A 19,425-nucleotide genomic window follows, 5' to 3' on the forward strand; every position below is an offset into this window, starting at 1 on the left:
AGTAAGATCCCTGAAAGATGATCAGGTTGATAGGTCAGAGGTGGAAGCGTGGCGACATGTGTAGCTGACTGATACTAATCGATCGAGGACTTAACCAAACTTTAAAAGCGTAAGCTTTACTCAGCAATCTGTTACCTAGTTTTGAGAGAATAATCTCATATAAATGTCTAGTGATAATGGCAAAGAGGTCACACCCGTTCCCATACCGAACACGGAAGTTAAGCTCTTTAGCGCCGATGGTAGTTGGGACTTTGTCCCTGTGAGAGTAGGACATCGCTAGGCATTTTTATTTTGCTTTTTTATCATCGCGGGGTGGAGCAGTTCGGTAGCTCGTCGGGCTCATAACCCGAAGGTCGCAGGTTCAAATCCTGTCCCCGCAACCAACATGGTCCCGTGGTGTAGCGGTTAACATGCCTGCCTGTCACGCAGGAGATCGCGGGTTCGATTCCCGTCGGGACCGCCATTTTTTAGAAACGAAACAATGTGTTTCGTCTTTTTTATTGTTTGAACCATTTTTATATAAAACTTTACCGTCCTTAGGAGCAATCCTAAGGAATTTTTTATATACAAAGAAATTTCTTTATAGAATTGCGATGTTAAAGATTGTTGGATTTCTTACTGGATATGTATAGTCCACAACGTTTACAATATATATATACAGATTGAAATGAGGTTCTGAATGAATGACAGAGATTAACGAATTTACGTTTATGTCTACGTCTCCTGATGAAACTAATCAGCTGGCCGCTCGTCTAGCAACTTTACTAGAAGCTGGTGACGTGCTGCTGCTTGAAGGTGATTTGGGAGCTGGAAAGACAACATTCACAAAAAGTTTAGCTAAAGGCTTAGGAATTGAACGCAATGTGAATAGCCCGACATTTACTATCATTAAAGAATACAAAAACGGTCGCCTTCCTCTTTACCATATGGATGTGTACCGTCTAGGGGATGAATTTGAAGACCTAGGGTTCGATGAGTATTTTGAAGGAGATGGCGTGACGGTCGTGGAGTGGGCTCACCTGATTGAAGAGCAGCTTCCTAATGAATATATTCAAATCAATATTTACCATGAAAACGAAACGACTCGTAAAATCCTTGTAAAAGCGATAGGCAGTCGGTACGTTGAAATATGTAAGGAGCTTTTTAAAAGATGAAAATGTTAGCCATTGATACATCCAATTTTGTCATGGGTGTTGCTGTCGTTGAAGAAAACAAAGTAATTGGAGAAATTATTACGAATCTAAAAAAGAATCACTCTGTTCGTGTGATGAACGCTGTGGAATCTTTGTTAAAAGATTGTGATATTGCGCCAAGCGAGCTAGACCGTATTGTAGTGGCACACGGTCCCGGGTCCTATACCGGTGTACGCATTGGTGTTACCATTGCCAAGACACTTGCTTGGACTTTAAATATTCCTTTAATAGGTGTATCTAGCCTTGAGGCACTAGCAGCAAACGGTCGTTATTTTGATGGATATATTGCTCCGTTATTTGATGCGCGCCGTCAGCAGCTTTATACAGGACTATATGAATGGAATAACGAACGAGGTCTTGTAGAAGTTGAAAGTGATCGACTTGTTATTAATAAGGACTGGGCGGAACATTTAAAGTCATACAACAAACCTATTTTATTCATAGGCAATGATCTTTCCATGCATGAAGAGGCGTTAAAAGAAGTGTTGAGTGAACAAGCTGTATTTGCCCATGTTCAGCAGTTTAACCCAAGACCAAGTGAATTGGCTTTCTTAGGAATGAAGAAAGAGCCGCAGTCTGTGCATACTTTTGTTCCGAACTACATTCGTTTAGCTGAAGCAGAAGCCAACTGGCTTGCTTCACAGCAAAAAGGATAAAAGAAGGTATAACATGAAACTAACAATTAAGTTTCGTTTAATGGAAGTTAAAGATATTGATCAAGTAGTGAAAATCGAAGAGAAGTCTTTTACGACACCTTGGAGTGCAGAAGCATTTCAAAATGAGTTAACCAATAATCAATTTTCAACTTACATTGTGATGGAAGAAGGGGAAAATATTATTGGTTATTGCGGAACGTGGATTGTTATTGACGAAGCACATGTAACCAACATTGCGCTATTGCCAGACTACCGAGGCAAGGGACTCGGTGAATTGCTGCTGCGCAACGTGATGGACGTTCTTCGAAAACTAGGTGCTACGTCAATGACATTAGAAGTTAGGGTATCTAATCATATTGCACAATCATTGTATCAAAAGCTAGGTTTTAAACCTGGAGGTATTCGTAAGAATTATTATTCTGATAACAATGAGGATGCATTAGTTATGTGGGTGAATTTATGAATGAAAATCAATTAATTTTAGCATTAGAAACAAGCTGTGATGAGACAGCAGCAGCTGTGATTCGAAACGGTCATGAAATTGTAGCCAATGTGGTGGCCTCTCAAATAGAAAGCCATAAACGATTTGGCGGTGTCGTACCGGAAATTGCATCTCGTCATCATGTAGAACAAATTACAGTAGTAGTTGAAGAAACTTTAAATCAAGCGAACTTGACGTTTGCAGATATAGATGCAATAGCTGTAACGGAAGGACCAGGGCTTGTGGGAGCACTTCTTATTGGCGTAAATGCAGCCAAAGCGCTAGCATTTGCACATCAAAAGCCATTAATTGGTGTTCATCATATTGCAGGACATATTTATGCAAATCAGCTAATCAAAAAACTAGAATTCCCGCTCTTATCGCTAGTTGTATCTGGCGGGCATACGGAGCTTGTATACATGGAAAGTCACGGTCATTTTAAAGTGATCGGTGAAACAAGAGATGATGCAGCAGGAGAAGCCTACGATAAAGTAGCCCGCACGTTAAACCTTCCATATCCAGGCGGACCTCATATTGACCGCCTTGCACATGAAGGAGAGCCATTAATTGATTTGCCGCGTGCTTGGCTAGAAGAAGGATCCTATGATTTTAGTTTCAGTGGATTAAAATCAGCAGTTATTAACACTGTCCACAATGCGAAGCAAAAAGGTGAAGAGATTCTTCCACAAACACTTGCTGCTAGCTTTCAAGCGAGTGTCATTGATGTGTTAGTAACTAAAACGATTAAAGCTGCAAAGGAATATAACGTTAAGCAAGTTTTATTAGCAGGAGGAGTTGCTGCTAATAAAGGGCTTAGAGCAGCGCTAGAAGAGGCATTTGAACCCCTATCAAATATTGAGCTTATTATCCCGCCGCTATCTCTATGTACGGATAATGCCGCAATGATTGGAGCAGCAGCAAGCGTACGATTTGCTCAAGGAAAACGTTCAGATATGTCATTAAATGCAAACCCCGGTTTGGACTTGGAAGAGTAAGTGACGAATGAGATTTATTTCTCATTCGTCTTTTTTTGTGGATAAAAATGATTTATCAACAATATTCAATAAATTTAGAATTGACTGTGGATAATTATGTGGAAAAGTCCGTGCACTCAGTACACGGACCTGTTATCAACAAGTTTTAATTATGAAAATCAGACAGATATCCACTATTTATTCACAGAGTGGATAAAGCTTGCTCTTAAGCGCATGAACAAGTAAATAGGATGAATAGATACGCAAAAATATAGGCTACTCTTCTAGAAGCAGCTGTAATTCTTCCCACTCTTCCATTAATGTGGATAACTGTGAAGAAATTTTTTCATTTTCACCGTTTAATCTTGATACTTCTTCGTGATTTTGATAAATTTCAGGGTCACAAAGAAGTTCTTCATTCGCCGCTTGGGCGGCTTCTAATTTGTTTACTTCAGTTTCAATTTCTTCAATGCGGCGCGTTCGCTGTCTCATCAATTTCTTTTGTTCTTTATCTTGTTTATAGGACTGTTTATCTACTTTTACCGTACGTTCTTCGTTTGCTTTTATATTTTCTAATTCTTTAATTTCCTCTATTTCTGCTTTCTTTTCTACATAATAGTCATAATCTCCAAGAAATTCTTCTACTCCTTCAGGAGATAGCTCTGCTATTTTATTGGCAATACGATTAATAAAATAACGGTCATGTGAAACAAATAATAGAGTCCCTGGGTAATCAATTAACGCATTCTCGAGTACTTGTTTGCTATCTAAATCAAGATGGTTAGTAGGTTCATCCAAAATTAAGAAGTTAGCTTTTTGAAGCATAAGCTTCGCAAGAGCCAAACGTGCTTTTTCACCACCGCTGAGCGTGGAAACGATTTTCAGTACATCATCACCTGAAAACAGAAAATTTCCAAGCGCTGTACGGATTTCTTTTTCAGGTTTGGCTGGGTAGTCATCCCAAAGTTCATTTAAAACGGTTTTATTAGACGTTAAATTGGCTTGCTCTTGGTCGTAATAACCAACCATTACATTTGAGCCAAAGGAAATGGTTCCAGTCTTGAAGCTGAGTTTATCCACAATGCCTTTTAATAAAGTTGATTTCCCCACGCCATTAGGACCAACCAACGCAAGGCTTTCCCCTTTTTTAATGCGAAGGTTTGCCTCTTGGACGACATAGTTGTGTTCATCATATCCGATAGACACATTTTCCAGATTTAAGACTTCATTTCCGCTTTGACGTTCAATTTCAAACGAAAAACTAGCTGATTTTTCGCCTTCGTTAGGTCGATTTATTAACTCCATTCGATCGAGCTGTTTACGTCTGCTTTGCGCACGTTTTGTAGTCGATGCGCGGGCGATGTTTCGCTGAATAAAATCATTCAGCTTTGCGACTTCATCTTGCTGCTTTTCGTACTGACGCAACTCTTTTTCATATCGCTCTGCTTTTTGTACAAGGTATTTAGAGTAGTTGCCCGTGTACTTCACCGTTGTTTTTTGTACGACTTCATACACTTGATTTACGACTTTATCAAGGAAGTAACGATCATGTGAAACGATTAAAATAGCTCCTTCATACCCTTGCAGAAACTGTTCCAGCCATGCTAAAGTTTCAATATCTAAGTGGTTGGTAGGCTCATCCAGAATAAGCAAATCAGGCTTTGTTAAAAGCAGTTTTGCAAGAGCCAGGCGCGTTTTTTGTCCACCGCTTAAGGAGGAAATAGGGGTGCTGTAGTCAAAGTTTGAAAAACGGAAACCGTGAAGAATAGATCGTGTATCCGCTTCATATTGATAGCCGCCTAAATCTTTAAACGTTACTTGAAGCTGATCATACTCTTTGGTTAGTTTTTCGTATTGAACTGAATCATTAAAAATGTCTGGATCACCCATCTTCGTTTCAAGCGTACGTAATTCTTTTTCCATCTTCTTTAATGGAGCAAAGACAGTCATCATTTCTTCCCATATGGAGAGTGTTGACTCAAGAACTGTATCTTGTCCCATATAATCAATGGAAACACCCTTAGGTTTAATAATTTCTCCGCTGTCATAGGAAAGCTGCTCAGCAATAATTTTTAATAAAGTTGATTTACCAGCACCGTTTCGTCCCACTAGGGCAATGCGGTCTTTTGATTGTACTTCTAACTTTATATTCGATAAAATGGGTTCTGCCCCATAGTATTTTGTAATACCGTTCAATTGTAGAATAATCATTTTTTCACCTCTAGTAGTATATCCATAGTGTATTTTAACATATTTTCAACTACAAGTTCTTCCTACAAGCGTTTGTAATTTGTAGAGGGACAAGGACAAATGATGAAGCGAATGTTTTGATTCATGAAATAAAATGATTTCCCCTGCACATTTTATACAGGATACTATGTTAAAATAAGAGATAAGTGCATCTCTGAACTTATCTATGATGGATGTAAAAAATCCGTCATGACTAACAAACCGATTCTTTGAAGGGCTAATTGCTTCGTTCTACATACCGACTTTAAGGAGTGCTGAATAGACAAAAGCCGTCGAGGTGTGAAGCGGAGTATATATAAAACAAGAGAAAAGAGAGAGAATTGGAAGCGCTACCTCAAAGCGGTTGATGCTTTGTGAAAGGTAATGCAATATGACTTGAAAATGTTAGCAATGACATACATGAACTGAGGGGGTACAACGTGAACACTGAACAATTAAAAATACCACAAGCAACGGCTAAACGATTGCCGCTTTATTATCGTTTTTTGAAAAATTTGCATGCTTCTGGTAAACAGCGTGTGTCGTCAGCGGAGTTAAGTGAGGCAGTGAAAGTGGATTCTGCTACTATTCGTCGGGACTTTTCTTACTTTGGTGCATTAGGAAAAAAGGGATACGGCTACAATGTGAATTATTTACTTACATTTTTCCGTAAAACGTTAGACCAAGATGAAGTAACGAAAGTAGCACTGATTGGCGTAGGGAATCTAGGAACGGCCTTTTTAAATTATAATTTTATTAAAAATAATAACACCAAAATTGAGTGCGCTTTTGATGTGATAGAAGATAAAGTAGGTACGAAAGTAGGCGACGTGCCGGTTTATCATCTTGACCAATTGGAAGATTATATGAGTGATGACATCTCAGTAGCGATTTTAACCGTTCCTGCCACTGTTGCTCAGCAAATTACTGATCGTTTAGTGAGTTGCGGAATTAAAGGAATTTTAAACTTTACTCCTGCACGCTTAAACGTACCGGATGAGATTCGACTCCATCATATTGATCTTGCTGTAGAATTACAGTCGCTCGTCTACTTTTTGAAAAATTATCCTGTTGAATAAGGCGGACTGTGTTACGATTTCCTTAAGTCTAAATTAATAAGGAGAGTGGGAATATGGGGATTGGAGCAGGCAGTTGGATTATTATTGCGATTGTAGCACTGCTTATTTTTGGACCGAAACGGTTACCGGAGCTAGGAAGATCAGTGGGCCAAACGCTTAGAGAGTTTAAGCATGCCGCTAGCGGTGCATCAGAAGATCGTGAAAAAGATAAACAGCGTCAAGTAGATGACAAAGAGTAAAAGGGTGATCATAGTATGACCGAACAAGAAATGTCAATATATGATCATATAGGAGAGCTGCGAAAACGCATTTTAATTGTTTTATTTTTCTTTGTGATTGCCACAATTGGCGGCTTTTTTATAGCGGATAAGGTTATTGTCTATTTACAGCATGCTGATGAGGCAAAGAATTTAACGATGAATGCATTTCGGTTAACAGATCCAGTTAAGATTTATATGCAATTTGCTGTTATTATCGGCTGTGTACTTGCAGCTCCTGTTGCACTGTATCAACTTTGGGCATTTATTAGTCCTGGTTTATATGAAAAAGAGCGTAAGGTAACGCTTGGATATATTCCTGTTTCCATTTTTCTCTTTATTGGCGGTGTCTCTTTTTCTTATTTTGTGTTGTTTCCATTTGTCGTTGATTTTATGACGCGCGTTTCTGATGAGCTGAATGTAAACCAAGTGATTGGCATTAATGAATACTTTTCTTTTTTAATGCAGCTCACACTGCCTTTTGGCTTGTTGTTTCAGCTTCCTGTCGTCGTTATGTTTTTGACGCGTTTAGGAATTATAACGCCTATGTTTTTATCTCAAATTCGAAAATATGCCTATTTCGTACTGCTAGTTATTGCCGCACTTATTACACCACCGGAATTGCTCTCGCACATGATGGTGACAGTGCCGCTCTTAATTTTGTATGAAATCAGCATCATTATTTCCCGCATTTCGTATCGCAAAGTGTTAAAGGCAAGGGCAGAGCAAGAAAGAGAAGATGTTAGTATGTAAAAAAAACCACTGAAACAGTGGTTTTTTTATTTGGATGAATCATCTTGATTTTTATATTGCTGCTGCAATTTTTTAATTTTGTAGTGCAAGATAAAGATGCGAACCGCAAACCTGAAATCGAATGCGGCTACGAGTGCAAATAAGATTGTGGGGAAATTCCAGACGGTTTCCTGGGCATTTTGAATTGCCAAGTAGGTGAATAAAATCCCCATAATAATATAAATAAACCCTCGTGTTAAAGGGATATTCTTCATAAAAACATGCCTCCAAAAATGAACTGCATTTGTTCTGCTTGTTTTTGCATTTCTATAATTTTATCTGCAAAAATAGTTTGAGATAAAATAACAATTGTATTCATCAAAACATGAGCAATAATAGGTACAACAATTAGTCTCGTCCTTGCATAAAGGAATGCAAATACAAATCCCATAGCTGTATACACAAGTAAATGTTTAAAATCCCAGTGTACCGCAGCGAAAATAAGGGAACTAATAAATGCAGAGATAAAGAAATTGTATCGTTTGTGAAGAGAACCAAAAATAATCTTTCGGAAAATAATCTCTTCTAGTATTGGTCCAATAACAGACGTAACGACAATAAGGAAAGGCGTTGCTTTAACAAGATTAACAATATTTTGTGTGTTTTCAGATACTTGGGTAATGCCAAGAGCGTGCTCAATCATACCTGCTACAGCTTGACCAGCCATAGCGAGAAACACCCCAAGGACTGACCAGACAACAGCAATCGTTTTTCCAGCATGTTCTATACGCATGGACATGTCACGGCGCAGCAGCAGTAAGACAATAAGTAAACCAAGGATAAAGCTAATGATAGTCCAATAAGTCAAAAGCATGACATTCGCTGTTCGAACTGGATAGTCATCAAATATTCCTGTTAATTTTAACAGCGGTATACCAACAACTCCTGAAAACTGCATAAGGATGTAGGTGAGGATAACATACCAATAACGTTTTTCCAATCTTCTATACTCCTTTAAAAGGTTTTTATGTATATATGTCGAAGAAGTACTGTAAAGTTAGTAATTTCTTCTTGCTCGTATTGTAACATACATATTATTGAACAGAGAAAAGAATGCTTTATTTCTCAAAATCGTCGAAATCTAAGACTATTATATGTAGTTGTCGTAAATTTTAAATTTTTTTTGTTTAATACTTGCAAAAAAAACCCACTTTGTTTTAATATAATAATTGTGTTAGCACTCGTTGAGGTTGAGTGCTAATAAAAATGCAAACATATTATTTGAGGAGGTTGTTTCACTTGTTAAAGCCATTAGGTGATCGCGTAGTGATTGAACTTGTAAAATCTGAGGAAAAAACAGCAAGCGGTATCGTGTTACCGGACAGTGCAAAAGAAAAGCCACAAGAGGGTAAAATTGTTGCTGTAGGTACAGGCCGAGTATTAGAAAGCGGTGAGCGTGTAGCTTTAGAAGTAGCTGCGGGCGATCGTATCATCTTCTCAAAATATGCGGGTACTGAAGTAAAATACGAAGGTACTGAATACTTAATTTTACGCGAAAGCGATATTTTAGCTGTAATCGGCTAATTTTAACCACAAACTTATCATACGTAAAAAATAGATTATTAAGAACATCTTGAGGAGGTCAAAGAACATGGCAAAAGACATTAAATTTAGCGAAGAAGCACGTCGCGCAATGCTACGTGGTGTAGATACATTAGCAAATGCTGTAAAAGTAACGCTTGGACCAAAAGGTCGTAACGTTGTATTGGAAAAGAAATTCGGTTCACCGCTTATTACAAATGACGGTGTAACAATTGCAAAAGAAATCGAATTAGAAGACGCATTTGAAAATATGGGTGCTAAATTAGTAGCCGAAGTTGCTAGCAAAACAAACGACGTTGCTGGTGACGGTACAACTACTGCAACAGTTTTAGCGCAAGCAATGATCAGAGAAGGTCTTAAAAACGTAACGGCTGGTGCTAACCCAATGGGTATCCGTAAAGGTATGGAAAAAGCAGTAGCTGTAGCGGTTGAAGAACTAAAAGCAATCTCTAAACCAATTCAAGGTAAAGATTCAATTGCTCAAGTAGCGGCTATCTCAGCAGCTGACGAAGAAGTAGGTCAATTAATTGCTGAAGCAATGGAGCGCGTTGGTAACGACGGCGTTATCACACTTGAAGAATCAAAAGGTTTCACAACTGAATTAGAAGTGGTAGAAGGTATGCAGTTTGACCGTGGATATGCATCTCCTTACATGGTAACTGATTCAGATAAAATGGAAGCTGTATTAGATGATCCATACATCTTAATCACAGACAAAAAAATCGGTAACATTCAAGAAATCTTACCGGTATTAGAGCAAGTTGTTCAACAAGGCAAGCCTCTATTAATCATTGCTGAAGACGTAGAAGGTGAAGCTTTAGCAACATTAGTTGTGAACAAACTTCGCGGTACATTTACAGCTGTAGCTGTTAAAGCTCCTGGTTTCGGTGATCGTCGTAAAGCAATGCTACAAGACGTTGCTATTCTAACAGGCGGAGAAGTAATTACTGAAGAGCTTGGTCTTGACTTAAAAACAGCAGGCATCGATCAATTAGGTCGCGCTTCTAAAATTGTTGTAACAAAAGAAAATACAACAGTTGTAAACGGTGCAGGAAACGCAGAAGATATCCTAGCACGCGTAAACCAAATCAAAGCTCAGCTTGAAGAAACAACTTCAGAGTTTGACCGTGAAAAATTACAAGAGCGCTTAGCAAAACTTGCTGGTGGCGTAGCTGTAATCAAAGTTGGTGCGGCAACTGAAACTGAGTTAAAAGAACGTAAATTACGTATTGAAGATGCATTAAACTCTACGCGTGCTGCGGTTGAAGAAGGTATCGTAGCTGGTGGTGGTACTGCATTAGTAAATATCTATAATAAAGTAGCAAGCATCGAAGCTGACGGTGACACTGCTACAGGTATCAACATCGTATTGCGTGCGATTGAAGAGCCTGTACGTCAAATCGCTCACAACGCTGGTTTAGAAGGATCAGTAATCGTTGAGCGTCTAAAAGGCGAAGCAGTTGGAACTGGATTCAACGCTGCAACTGGCGAGTGGGTAAATATGCTAGACACTGGTATCGTTGACCCAACAAAAGTAACGCGTTCAGCTCTTCAAAATGCTTCTTCTGTAGCGGCTATGTTCTTAACAACTGAAGCAGTTGTTGCTGACAAGCCAGAAGAAGGCGGAGCTCCTGCAATGCCTGACATGGGCGGCATGGGTGGAATGGGCGGCATGATGTAATCACTGCCCTACCTAAAAAAGCGACCAAGTACTCACTTGGTCGCTTTTTTGTGTGCGTTAATATTTTCAGATTTTTTTAAAATTTGTTAAGATAGTACTATGTTTATTGGAAAACTTACTAAACTCAAGGCTTAACTGAGTTTTAAGGGGGAGCTTCGTTGATTCAGCTCGATCATATTAATAATAAATTAAACCAAGTATTAGAAAACATTGATCAAATTGTGATTGGAAAACGTCACGTATCTACGTTGAGTTTGGTTGCTTTGCTTGCCGAGGGCCATATTTTGCTTGAAGATGTACCGGGTGTAGGAAAAACGATGCTAGTGAAGGCACTGGCCAAATCAATTGATGCGGAATTTAAACGAATTCAATTCACGCCTGATTTGCTGCCGTCCGACGTAACAGGTGTTTCTATTTACAGTCCAAAAGACATGGAATTTCATTTTCGTCCAGGTCCTATCATGAGCCACATAGTACTCGCTGATGAGATTAACAGGACTTCTCCTAAAACACAATCGGCGCTTTTAGAAGCAATGGCTGAGCATCATGTAACAACCGATGGTATCACCCGGGAAATTCCGGCGCCTTTTTTTGTGATGGCTACTCAAAATCCCGTTGATTTTGATGGGACCTATCATTTGCCGGAAGCGCAGCTGGATCGTTTTTTATTCAAACTAAGCATGGGGTATCCTACGCAAGAAGAGGAGCTTCAAATTTTAAATGGCGTATCGACTCAAGTTAATCTTGAAGATGTCAAACCTGTTATGAGCGTTCCAGAATTAGTACAGGCTCAAAAAGCTGTAAGCAGTATTTATGTAGATGATACGATCAAGAACTATATCATTGAAATTATTCGCAAAACTCGCTCTCATCCACATGTTTCATTAGGTATTAGTCCTCGTGGCACGGTTTCCTTTATGAAGGCTATTCAAGCATATGCGTTAGTAAAGGGAAGAGATTACTGTCTTCCTGATGATGTTCAAGAGCTTGCTTCGTATGTGTGTGCACATCGCTTAACGCTAAGACCTGATACTCAGTACAGCGGTTTAACAACGAGTGATGTGATGAAGCAAATTATGGCTGATACGAAAGTACCTGTTAAAAGGTAAGAGGATAATTTATGAAACAGTATATAAAAGTGATATGGAACAAAGGTAGAGACTGGTTCGTTTTATTCTGCATCTTTACCGCTACGTTTTCTTACGCCATGTTTCAAGGAGGCTTTGTCAGCTGGTTTTTATTTTATAGCTTCTTACCTTTTGGATTATATGCGGTAGCCGTGTTGCTCTATCCGTTGAAGAAGTGGAATGTTGCTCGTGATGTGAAGCTACAGCCTCGATTCGCTGGAGATCATCTTTCTTATGACATTCACATTACACGCTCCTCGGCTTTTCCTGTTTATATGGCAGCGGTGAAAGAGGAGAGTAACCTTTTAGATCAAGAAGAAAGAACAATTTATCCGCTTTTTCAACGAAACGCTGTTATTCCATATGAAAGATCGTTTGTAGAAAGAGGAGAATATGAATTTTTTACGATTTCGATTGAAATGAGTGATTTATTAGGCATCGTAAAAAAGAAGGCATATTATCCGCTGCACCAGCGGTTTGTCGTGTATCCTCAAATCTATGAGATAGATATCCCGTTTCTTTTAGCAGGAATAGAAGAAGGAAAAAATGAAGTTTCTACGGGAAATCAATCTACTACGTTAGTGACAGGCATTAGAGAATATCAGCCGGGTGACCGATTAGGATCTATTGATTGGAAGGCGACGGCTCGTAAAGCTACGTTGATTTCTAAAGAGTTCGGTCATTATCATGAACGGAGTATGATTATCATTGCAGATGTTATGGGCCCTCTATACTTTGAAGAGCGAATGAGCTTTCTGGCATCCATGCTCATTCATGAAGAAACCAAGCGTAAAAAAGTCGATTTTCTTTTAGCTGGAGATGCCCTTTTTTCGCAGAAAACCTCTGAACAAAGGGAGGCTGATAACCTGTTGCATCACTTAGCACGTGCACAGCCTATTAGCAACCGAGCATTCGAAACAGAATTTCAGAATATTGCTATTCAAAAGCAGCATTCTTTTATGGTAATTGTCAGTCAGGTTACAGGGACTCTTATTGGCCAGATTCAATCCAAGCTGAGCCCTCATGCTAAGGCTTCACTCATTGTCGTTAAAAATGAAGGAGCGGGGCTTAGTGACGAAGAGACAGTTATTGTCAATGGCATACAATCTTCTGCTTTAACGATTGAAGTCGTTCATATTGATCTTCCTCTATCACTAAAGGAAGTGAGGGCGGAAATAAGTGAATAAATCAGCTTGGTATGTAAAAAACGTCTTATTATACGCGGGAGCTTTCTTTTTATTAGTGGAATGGCTTCTCCCTTTAAATGAAGTCACTGATACGAATCAAATTCAATACTTTATCCTGTTTGTCGCTTACTGTTTTTTGAGCTTAACGTTTCGATTGCCGTTTATTGTGATGACGTTAGGGAGCATGTTGTTTATTTTGTTTTCACTTCACAATCTCTATTTTCAAGGTGCCTTCTTTTCTTCAGAATGGCTTCCAAGACTTTTGGAAATTCTTCAGTCAGATGTACAAAGTATCATGGAGTGGAATATAGCGAATTTATCCTTTGAAATGAGGAGCACTTTATTTTTTATCCTGCTTTGGATTATGGCTTATTTAATTCGATACTGGATCTTTTATCAAAAAAGAATTTTCTTCTTTTTCTTCTTAACCATTTTGTATATTACCGTATTGGATACCTTTTCTACTTACGATGCCGGAGCTGCTATTATTCGCGTGACGATTATCGGATTTTTATTAGTAGCCATGCTTCGCATCAATCCTGAACGTATAAAAGGTGCTAGCACCGAGCGTTTAGAAAATAGAAAACGATCGTTTCTTTTTCTAGGCAGTTTTTTAGCCATTGTCATTGTACTGGCTTATCTCGCCCCTAAACCAGGTCCGCAGTGGCCAGATCCGGTCCCTTTTATTGCAGCTCACACAACAAATCAAGGACAGGGAGAATCTGCAAGCGGTCAACGAATTGGCTATGATATGGACGATTCTAAATTGGGGGGATCCTTTGTCAATGATGATACGGTTGTGTTTACAGCTAAAGTAGAGGATGAGCACTATTGGCGTATTGAAACGAAGGATGTGTATACAGGTAAGGGCTGGGAGCTGTCTAAAGAGGAAGAAAAAGTGCCTTTCAAAGGAAATGAAAACTTACTCCCTCAATATGATTCAAGTGTTGCAGGAGAAGTAAGAAAAGCAGAAGTTACCTATTCGCAGCCTTCTGTTCATCTTATGCATGTTCCTCAACTGCTGTCTCTAACCTTAAAAAATGGCATTCAAGCCGATGTTACACCGACAAATGAAAAATTATATCCTTATCAAAATGATAAACTTGTTACTGTTCAATCGTATGAGCTAACGTATAAATATCCTGTGTTTGATACCGGGCTTCTTCAGCAAGCAGAGGAGAAAAAGTCAGAGAGTCTAGAGAATAATAATGAATTTATAGCAAGGTATACACAGCTTCCTGCTAATTTGCCAAAACGAGTAAAGGATTTAGCTCGTACGATAACAAAAAATAAAAACAATCGCTATGAAAAAGCGAAAGCCGTTGAAGAATACTTCCGATCCAATCCATATGTATATGATACTGAAAATGTTCCAATTCCTACGAAGAATAAAGATTATGTGGATCAATTTTTATTTGATACAAAAAGAGGATACTGTGATAACTTCTCTACTTCTATGGTCGTGCTGCTTCGTTCATTAGATATCCCTGCTCGGTGGGTAAAGGGCTATACAGAAGGTGATGCCACCGTCATTTCAGGAAGTAGTAAGTGGACAACCTATGAAATTACACAAAATAATGCTCATTCTTGGGTCGAAGTCTATTTTCCAGGAGCGGGTTGGGTACCTTTTGAACCAACAAAAAGTTTTTCTAATCCTTATGATTTTGTAGATAGCCAACCTAACAACTCTAGTGAAAATAGTCAAAGGGAAGAAGAGAAACAAGGAACGCAAGTCAAGGAGCAGCCTAAGAAGAAAGAGCTTCCGGCACAAGAGAAAAGAGAGAAAGAAAAAACAGCTTCTCTTCAAAATGCTAAGTTGTCTATGAAATGGAAAGTGCTTTTCTACGGACTGATTGTAGTTATGTTAATAGTAATATATCTCAATCGATTTAAATGGTTTTTACCTTTTTATATCTCTTTTTATAAAAAGAAAGAGAGTGTGGAAACCTTTGAATCAGCGTATGCTTTTTTACTTAAAAGACTCGCTGCAAATGGACTAAAACGGCAAGAAAATCAAACGCTGCGCGACTTTGCAGGAGAAGTAGACGAAAAATTAAATACGGTAAATATGCTAAAATTAACGGAAAAATACGAGCGGGTTTTATATCGAAATGCAGGTTCCATAAAAGAATGGAAAGAGTCGATTGAATTGTGGGAAAATTTAATCAAAAAAACGAGTTCTTGACCATTGTTTCGCGGATTGATAGAATATTCTCGAACTTACTATAAATGTTTCGTATACCTTCATATATCCTCGATAATATGGTTCGAGAGTCTCTACCGGGTCACCTTAAACGATCTGACTATGAAGGCAGAACAGTCTATTTGACGATAAACGTCGTGCTCAACTAGACTTCTGCCTTTGTTTTTTGAGGGAGAAGTCTAGTTTTTTTATATTTTAGGGCATAATAACAAGTGATTATTTACACATTCGGAGAGGTGAACAAGATGGAAGGCATGATTGTTGTATTAGATTTTGGTAGTCAATATAACCAACTGATTACGCGTCGCATTCGCGAGTTCGGAGTATATAGTGAATTGCATCCGCACACAATTACAGCAGAAGAGATTAAAGCATTAAATCCAAAGGGAATTATTTTCTCTGGAGGCCCAAACAGTGTGTACGGTGAAAACGCATTTCACTGCGATGAAAACATTTTTGAATTAGGTATTCCTGTTTTAGGTATTTGTTATGGAATGCAATTAATGACTCATCATTTTGGCGGGAAGGTAGAAGGTGCTAGCCATCGTGAATATGGTAAAGCAGCGATTAACGTACAAAACGATTCATTAATGTACCATGAGTTGCCAAAAGAACAAGTTGTTTGGATGAGTCACGGTGATTTAGTTGTAGAAACACCAGCTGGTTTTGAAGTGGACGCAACTAGCCCATCTTGTCCAATTGCCGCAATGAGTAACAAAGAAAAGAATATGTACGGAGTGCAGTTCCATCCAGAAGTTCGCCATTCAGTGCACGGTAACCATATCTTAAAGAACTTCGTGTTTGAAGTATGTCATGCTGAAGCAAACTGGTCAATTGAGAACTTCATTGAAGTTGAAATGGATAAAATCCGTGAAACAGTTGGAGATAGAAAAGTACTTTGCGCACTTAGCGGCGGAGTAGACTCTTCGGTAGTAGCTGTATTAATTCACAAAGCAATTGGTGATCAGTTAACATGTATGTTCGTAGATCACGGTTTATTACGTAAAGGTGAAGCTGAAAGCGTAATGGAAACATTTAGCGAAGGCTTTAATATGAACGTAATTAAAATCGATGCAAAAGATCGCTTCTTAGAAAAATTAAGCGGTGTATCAGATCCTGAACAAAAGCGTAAAATCATCGGTAATGAATTTATTTATGTATTCGATGACGAAGCTGCTAAATTAAAAGGGTTTGATTTCCTAGCTCAAGGTACGCTATACACAGATATTATCGAGAGTGGGACAGCTACAGCTCAAACGATTAAATCTCACCACAATGTAGGTGGATTACCGGAAGATATGCAGTTCAAACTAATCGAACCGTTAAACACGCTATTCAAAGATGAAGTACGTGCATTAGGTTCTGAATTAGGTATTCCTGATAACATCGTTTGGCGTCAGCCTTTCCCAGGACCAGGTCTAGGTATTCGTGTACTTGGTGCAATTACGGAAGAGAAGTTAGAAATTGTACGTGAGTCGGATGCTATTTTACGTGAAGAGATTGCAAAAGCAGACTTAGAGCGCGATATCTGGCAATACTTTACGGTTCTTCCTGACATCCGCAGTGTAGGTGTAATGGGAGATGCTCGTACGTATGATTACACAATCGGTATTCGTGCTGTTACATCGATTGATGGTATGACTTCTGACTGGGCGCGTATTCCTTGGGATGTGCTTGAAGTTATCTCAACGCGTATTGTAAACGAAGTTAAGCATATTAACCGCGTAGTGTATGATATTACAAGTAAGCCACCTGCAACAATTGAATGGGAATAATATGTAAGAAAACCGAACAAACGAACATTCTTTTATAAGAATGTTCGTTTTTTGTTGACTTTTTTAAAAAGTTAATGGTAGGATAGTAACATAAAACAGCGAGATATAGCTTTAATGTCGTATAATCTTGGGGATAAGGCCCAAAAGTTTCTACCGAGCTACCGTAAATGGCTTGACTACGAGAAAGTAATACATGTATGTATAAAAATCTTTTGTTTTTTGCTCATACATTTCTCTTTTAGTCGATTTTATGCCTTTACGCGCCATAGTGTAGAGGCATTTTTTATGGCTTGCCTAAGTGCATGCGGCTTCTATAAAGGGAGGAAAAAACGTGAAGAAGTATTTTCGTTTTGAAGAGCTGGGTACTAGCTACCGAAAAGAGTTTATAGCTGGCCTTACAACTTTTCTATCTATGGCTTACATTTTATTTGTTAATCCATCTGTGCTATCACTAAGTGATGTAAAGGATCTACCTGACAGTATGAGAATGGACCAAGGGGCTGTATTTACAGCTACTGCTTTAGCGGCAGCTTTGGGATCAATTGTTATGGGAGTGCTTGGTAGATATCCAATTTCATTAGCTCCAGGTATGGGATTAAACGCATTTTTTGCTTATACAGTTGTTCTGACGATGGGAATTCCATGGCAGACGGCTTTAACGGGTGTTATGATATCAGGTGTTATTTTTATTCTTTTAACATTAACAAGCCTGCGAGAAAAAATTATTAATTCTATTCCTATTGAATTAAAAATGGCTGTTGGAGCAGGTATTGGTTTATTTATTAGTTTTATTGGTATGAAAGGTGCGGGAATCATCGTCAAAGATGATGCCACATTCGTTGGACTGGGTGATTTGACGAACCCAACAACATTACTTGCGGTTTTTGGTATTGTCATTACTATTGTATTAATGGTGCTTCGAGTAAATGCAGCTGTATTTATCGGTATGATTGTAACGGCTGTAGCAGGTATGGCTTTTGGTTTAATTGATACACCTAAAGCAGTGGTTTCATCGGTTCCTAGTCTTGACCCGACGTTTGGGGCAGCTTTCCAAAATATCGGTGATATCTTTACTGTAAAGATGCTAGTCGTCATTTTAACTTTCTTATTCGTTGATTTCTTCGATACAGCAGGTACGATGGTTGCTGTAGCGAGTCAAGCTGGGCTTATGAAAGATAATAAGCTTCCGCGAGCGGGCAGAGCGTTATTGGCAGATTCTAGTGCGATTGTAGTTGGTGCTGTTCTTGGTACCTCATCAACAACAGCTTACGTAGAGTCTACGGCTGGAGTAGCAGCGGGCGGACGTTCAGGATTTACTGCAATTGTAACGGCGGCGTTTTTCTTAGTTGCACTGTTCTTTTCTCCGTTGTTAGCGGTCGTAACACCAGCTGTTACTGCGCCAGCTTTAATTACGGTAGGAGCTCTGATGGTGTCAAACTTAGGAGAAATCAATTGGAAAGAGTTCGAAGTGGCAGTTCCGGCATTTTTCACGGTGATCATGATGCCATTAACGTACAGCATTGCAACAGGCATTGCGGTTGGCTTTATCTTTTATCCTATTACAATGTTATGCAGCAAGCGTGGAAAAGAAGTGCATCCCATTATGTATGCTCTCTGTATCATCTTCATACTCTATTTCGCGTTCTTAGCAGAATAGTTTAAATAAAAAAGCTCAGTTTAATGACTGGGCTTTTTTTTTATGGTAAGATAAGAAAACTGCATAGCGGCTAGATTGCTATTGTAATAGAGGTTAATTGGTTACTTTACTGAAGGTTTACTTCATTAACTTTTTTATTTATAAAGTTTTTTAGAAAAACGATTGACTCTATATATTATATATGGTAAATTATTAAATGTCGCTGATGAACAGCGCAGTTGAGAGAAACATCTTAAAAAAGATGTTGACATCAAAATAATAGAATGTTATACTAATAAAGTTGCTTCAGAGCAACGGTTGAACTTTGAAAACTGAACAAAGCGACAAACGTCAACGTTAATTTTTATTTTTTTAAATGAGCAAGTCAAACATTTCTTCGGAGAGTTTGATCCTGGCTCAGGATGAACGCTGGCGGCGTGCCTAATACATGCAAGTCGAGCGAACTGATTAGAAGCTTGCTTCTATGACGTTAGCGGCGGACGGGTGAGTAACACGTGGGCAACCTGCCTGTAAGACTGGGATAACTTCGGGAAACCGAAGCTAATACCGGATAGGATCTTCTCCTTCATGGGAGATGATTGAAAGATGGTTT

17 protein-coding genes, 2 tRNA genes, 3 rRNA genes and 2 riboswitches are annotated in these 19,425 nt (G+C 38.8%); of the genes, 19 read left to right on the forward strand and 3 right to left on the reverse strand.

The features are described 5' to 3' along the window. The 8 genes from ACH6EI_RS27210 to tsaD all read left to right on the forward strand — a co-directional run. Positions 1–98: ribosomal RNA gene (locus ACH6EI_RS27210) — 23S ribosomal RNA — on the forward strand; the annotation flags it as partial. Positions 99–166: 68 nt separating this feature from the next. After that, positions 167–282 (forward strand): 5S ribosomal RNA (gene rrf / locus ACH6EI_RS27215). A gap of 24 nt (positions 283–306) precedes the next feature. Then, positions 307–383: transfer RNA gene (locus tag ACH6EI_RS27220), tRNA-Met, on the forward strand. 4 nt (positions 384–387) lie between these two features. Continuing rightward, positions 388–463 (forward strand) — tRNA-Asp (locus tag ACH6EI_RS27225). Between the two features lie 220 nt (positions 464–683). Beyond that, positions 684–1,154, forward strand: a complete 471-nt coding sequence (gene tsaE, locus ACH6EI_RS27230; RefSeq protein ID WP_098580175.1) for a tRNA (adenosine(37)-N6)-threonylcarbamoyltransferase complex ATPase subunit type 1 TsaE — start codon at positions 684–686, stop codon at positions 1,152–1,154. Beyond that, the gene (tsaB, locus tag ACH6EI_RS27235) at positions 1,151–1,849 is read left to right on the forward strand and encodes a tRNA (adenosine(37)-N6)-threonylcarbamoyltransferase complex dimerization subunit type 1 TsaB (RefSeq protein WP_028412695.1); all 699 of its coding nucleotides are present in this window, start codon (positions 1,151–1,153) and stop codon (positions 1,847–1,849) included. Before tsaE ends, tsaB begins: the two co-directional genes overlap by 4 nt. A gap of 13 nt (positions 1,850–1,862) precedes the next feature. Beyond that, on the forward strand, positions 1,863–2,312 hold the full coding sequence (rimI, locus tag ACH6EI_RS27240) for a ribosomal protein S18-alanine N-acetyltransferase (RefSeq protein ID WP_028412696.1): 450 nt from the start codon (positions 1,863–1,865) through the stop codon (positions 2,310–2,312). Next, the gene (gene tsaD, locus ACH6EI_RS27245; RefSeq protein WP_080754517.1) at positions 2,309–3,325 is read left to right on the forward strand and encodes a tRNA (adenosine(37)-N6)-threonylcarbamoyltransferase complex transferase subunit TsaD; all 1,017 of its coding nucleotides are present in this window, start codon (positions 2,309–2,311) and stop codon (positions 3,323–3,325) included. Before rimI ends, tsaD begins: the two co-directional genes overlap by 4 nt. 255 nt (positions 3,326–3,580) lie before the next feature. Here tsaD and ACH6EI_RS27250 read toward each other — a convergent pair whose 3' ends face one another. Then, entirely contained in the window at positions 3,581–5,515 is a 1,935-nt protein-coding gene (locus ACH6EI_RS27250) for an ABC-F family ATP-binding cassette domain-containing protein (protein ID WP_028412698.1), read from the reverse strand. A 458-nt stretch (positions 5,516–5,973) separates the two neighbouring features. Between ACH6EI_RS27250 and ACH6EI_RS27255 the strand changes: the two genes are divergently transcribed. Genes ACH6EI_RS27255 through tatC form a run of 3 tightly spaced genes read left to right on the forward strand, consistent with a single transcriptional unit; the run spans position 5,974 to position 7,622 of the window. After that, positions 5,974–6,612 carry a redox-sensing transcriptional repressor Rex gene (locus tag ACH6EI_RS27255; protein ID WP_028410376.1) on the forward strand — a complete coding sequence of 213 codons (639 nt, stop codon included), beginning with the start codon at positions 5,974–5,976 and terminating at the stop codon, positions 6,610–6,612. Between the two features lie 53 nt (positions 6,613–6,665). Continuing rightward, on the forward strand, positions 6,666–6,851 hold the full coding sequence (gene tatA, locus ACH6EI_RS27260) for a twin-arginine translocase TatA/TatE family subunit (protein ID WP_013055022.1): 186 nt from the start codon (positions 6,666–6,668) through the stop codon (positions 6,849–6,851). A 15-nt stretch (positions 6,852–6,866) separates the two neighbouring features. Continuing rightward, positions 6,867–7,622, forward strand: a complete 756-nt coding sequence (gene tatC, locus ACH6EI_RS27265; RefSeq protein WP_013055023.1) for a twin-arginine translocase subunit TatC — start codon at positions 6,867–6,869, stop codon at positions 7,620–7,622. Positions 7,623–7,648: 26 nt separating this feature from the next. On the opposite strand, the gene ACH6EI_RS27270 is transcribed toward tatC, so the two are convergent. Beyond that, complete coding sequence (locus ACH6EI_RS27270) at positions 7,649–7,876, reverse strand: YdiK family protein (protein ID WP_013055024.1); 228 nt, start codon at positions 7,874–7,876, stop codon at positions 7,649–7,651. Then, entirely contained in the window at positions 7,873–8,601 is a 729-nt protein-coding gene (locus ACH6EI_RS27275; protein ID WP_049162688.1) for a CPBP family intramembrane glutamic endopeptidase, read from the reverse strand. The genes ACH6EI_RS27270 and ACH6EI_RS27275 overlap by 4 nt, the downstream gene beginning before the upstream one ends. Positions 8,602–8,900: 299 nt before the next feature. Here ACH6EI_RS27275 and groES point away from each other — a divergent pair, with 299 nt between their 5' ends. The 8 genes from groES to ACH6EI_RS27315 all read left to right on the forward strand — a co-directional run. Next, a complete protein-coding gene (gene groES, locus ACH6EI_RS27280; protein WP_013055026.1) occupies positions 8,901–9,185 on the forward strand; it encodes a co-chaperone GroES in 285 nt (94 codons plus the stop codon). Positions 9,186–9,252: 67 nt separating this feature from the next. Continuing rightward, entirely contained in the window at positions 9,253–10,884 is a 1,632-nt protein-coding gene (groL, locus tag ACH6EI_RS27285; RefSeq protein WP_028412700.1) for a chaperonin GroEL, read from the forward strand. 158 nt (positions 10,885–11,042) lie between these two features. Further along, positions 11,043–11,993: an AAA family ATPase gene (locus tag ACH6EI_RS27290; RefSeq protein WP_099330572.1), complete on the forward strand. Its 951-nt coding sequence runs from the start codon at positions 11,043–11,045 to the stop codon at positions 11,991–11,993. An 11-nt stretch (positions 11,994–12,004) separates the two neighbouring features. Then, positions 12,005–13,198, forward strand: coding sequence for a DUF58 domain-containing protein (locus ACH6EI_RS27295; protein ID WP_223546284.1), 1,194 nt, complete (start codon positions 12,005–12,007; stop codon positions 13,196–13,198). Next, complete coding sequence (locus ACH6EI_RS27300; protein WP_099330573.1) at positions 13,191–15,383, forward strand: transglutaminase TgpA family protein; 2,193 nt, start codon at positions 13,191–13,193, stop codon at positions 15,381–15,383. Before ACH6EI_RS27295 ends, ACH6EI_RS27300 begins: the two co-directional genes overlap by 8 nt. A gap of 39 nt (positions 15,384–15,422) precedes the next feature. Further along, a riboswitch (purine riboswitch) is annotated at positions 15,423–15,524 on the forward strand. A gap of 122 nt (positions 15,525–15,646) precedes the next feature. Then, the gene (gene guaA / locus ACH6EI_RS27305; protein ID WP_028412703.1) at positions 15,647–17,176 is read left to right on the forward strand and encodes a glutamine-hydrolyzing GMP synthase; all 1,530 of its coding nucleotides are present in this window, start codon (positions 15,647–15,649) and stop codon (positions 17,174–17,176) included. 97 nt (positions 17,177–17,273) lie between these two features. Further along, positions 17,274–17,375, forward strand: a riboswitch (purine riboswitch). Between the two features lie 132 nt (positions 17,376–17,507). After that, positions 17,508–18,833, forward strand: a complete 1,326-nt coding sequence (locus ACH6EI_RS27310; protein WP_013055032.1) for an NCS2 family permease — start codon at positions 17,508–17,510, stop codon at positions 18,831–18,833. 373 nt (positions 18,834–19,206) lie between these two features. Further along, positions 19,207–19,425 (forward strand): 16S ribosomal RNA (locus ACH6EI_RS27315); the annotation flags it as partial.

The organism is Priestia sp. JSM ZJ58, assembly GCF_044383985.1.
GTDB classification, from domain to species: domain Bacteria; phylum Bacillota; class Bacilli; order Bacillales; family Bacillaceae_H; genus Priestia; species Priestia zanthoxyli.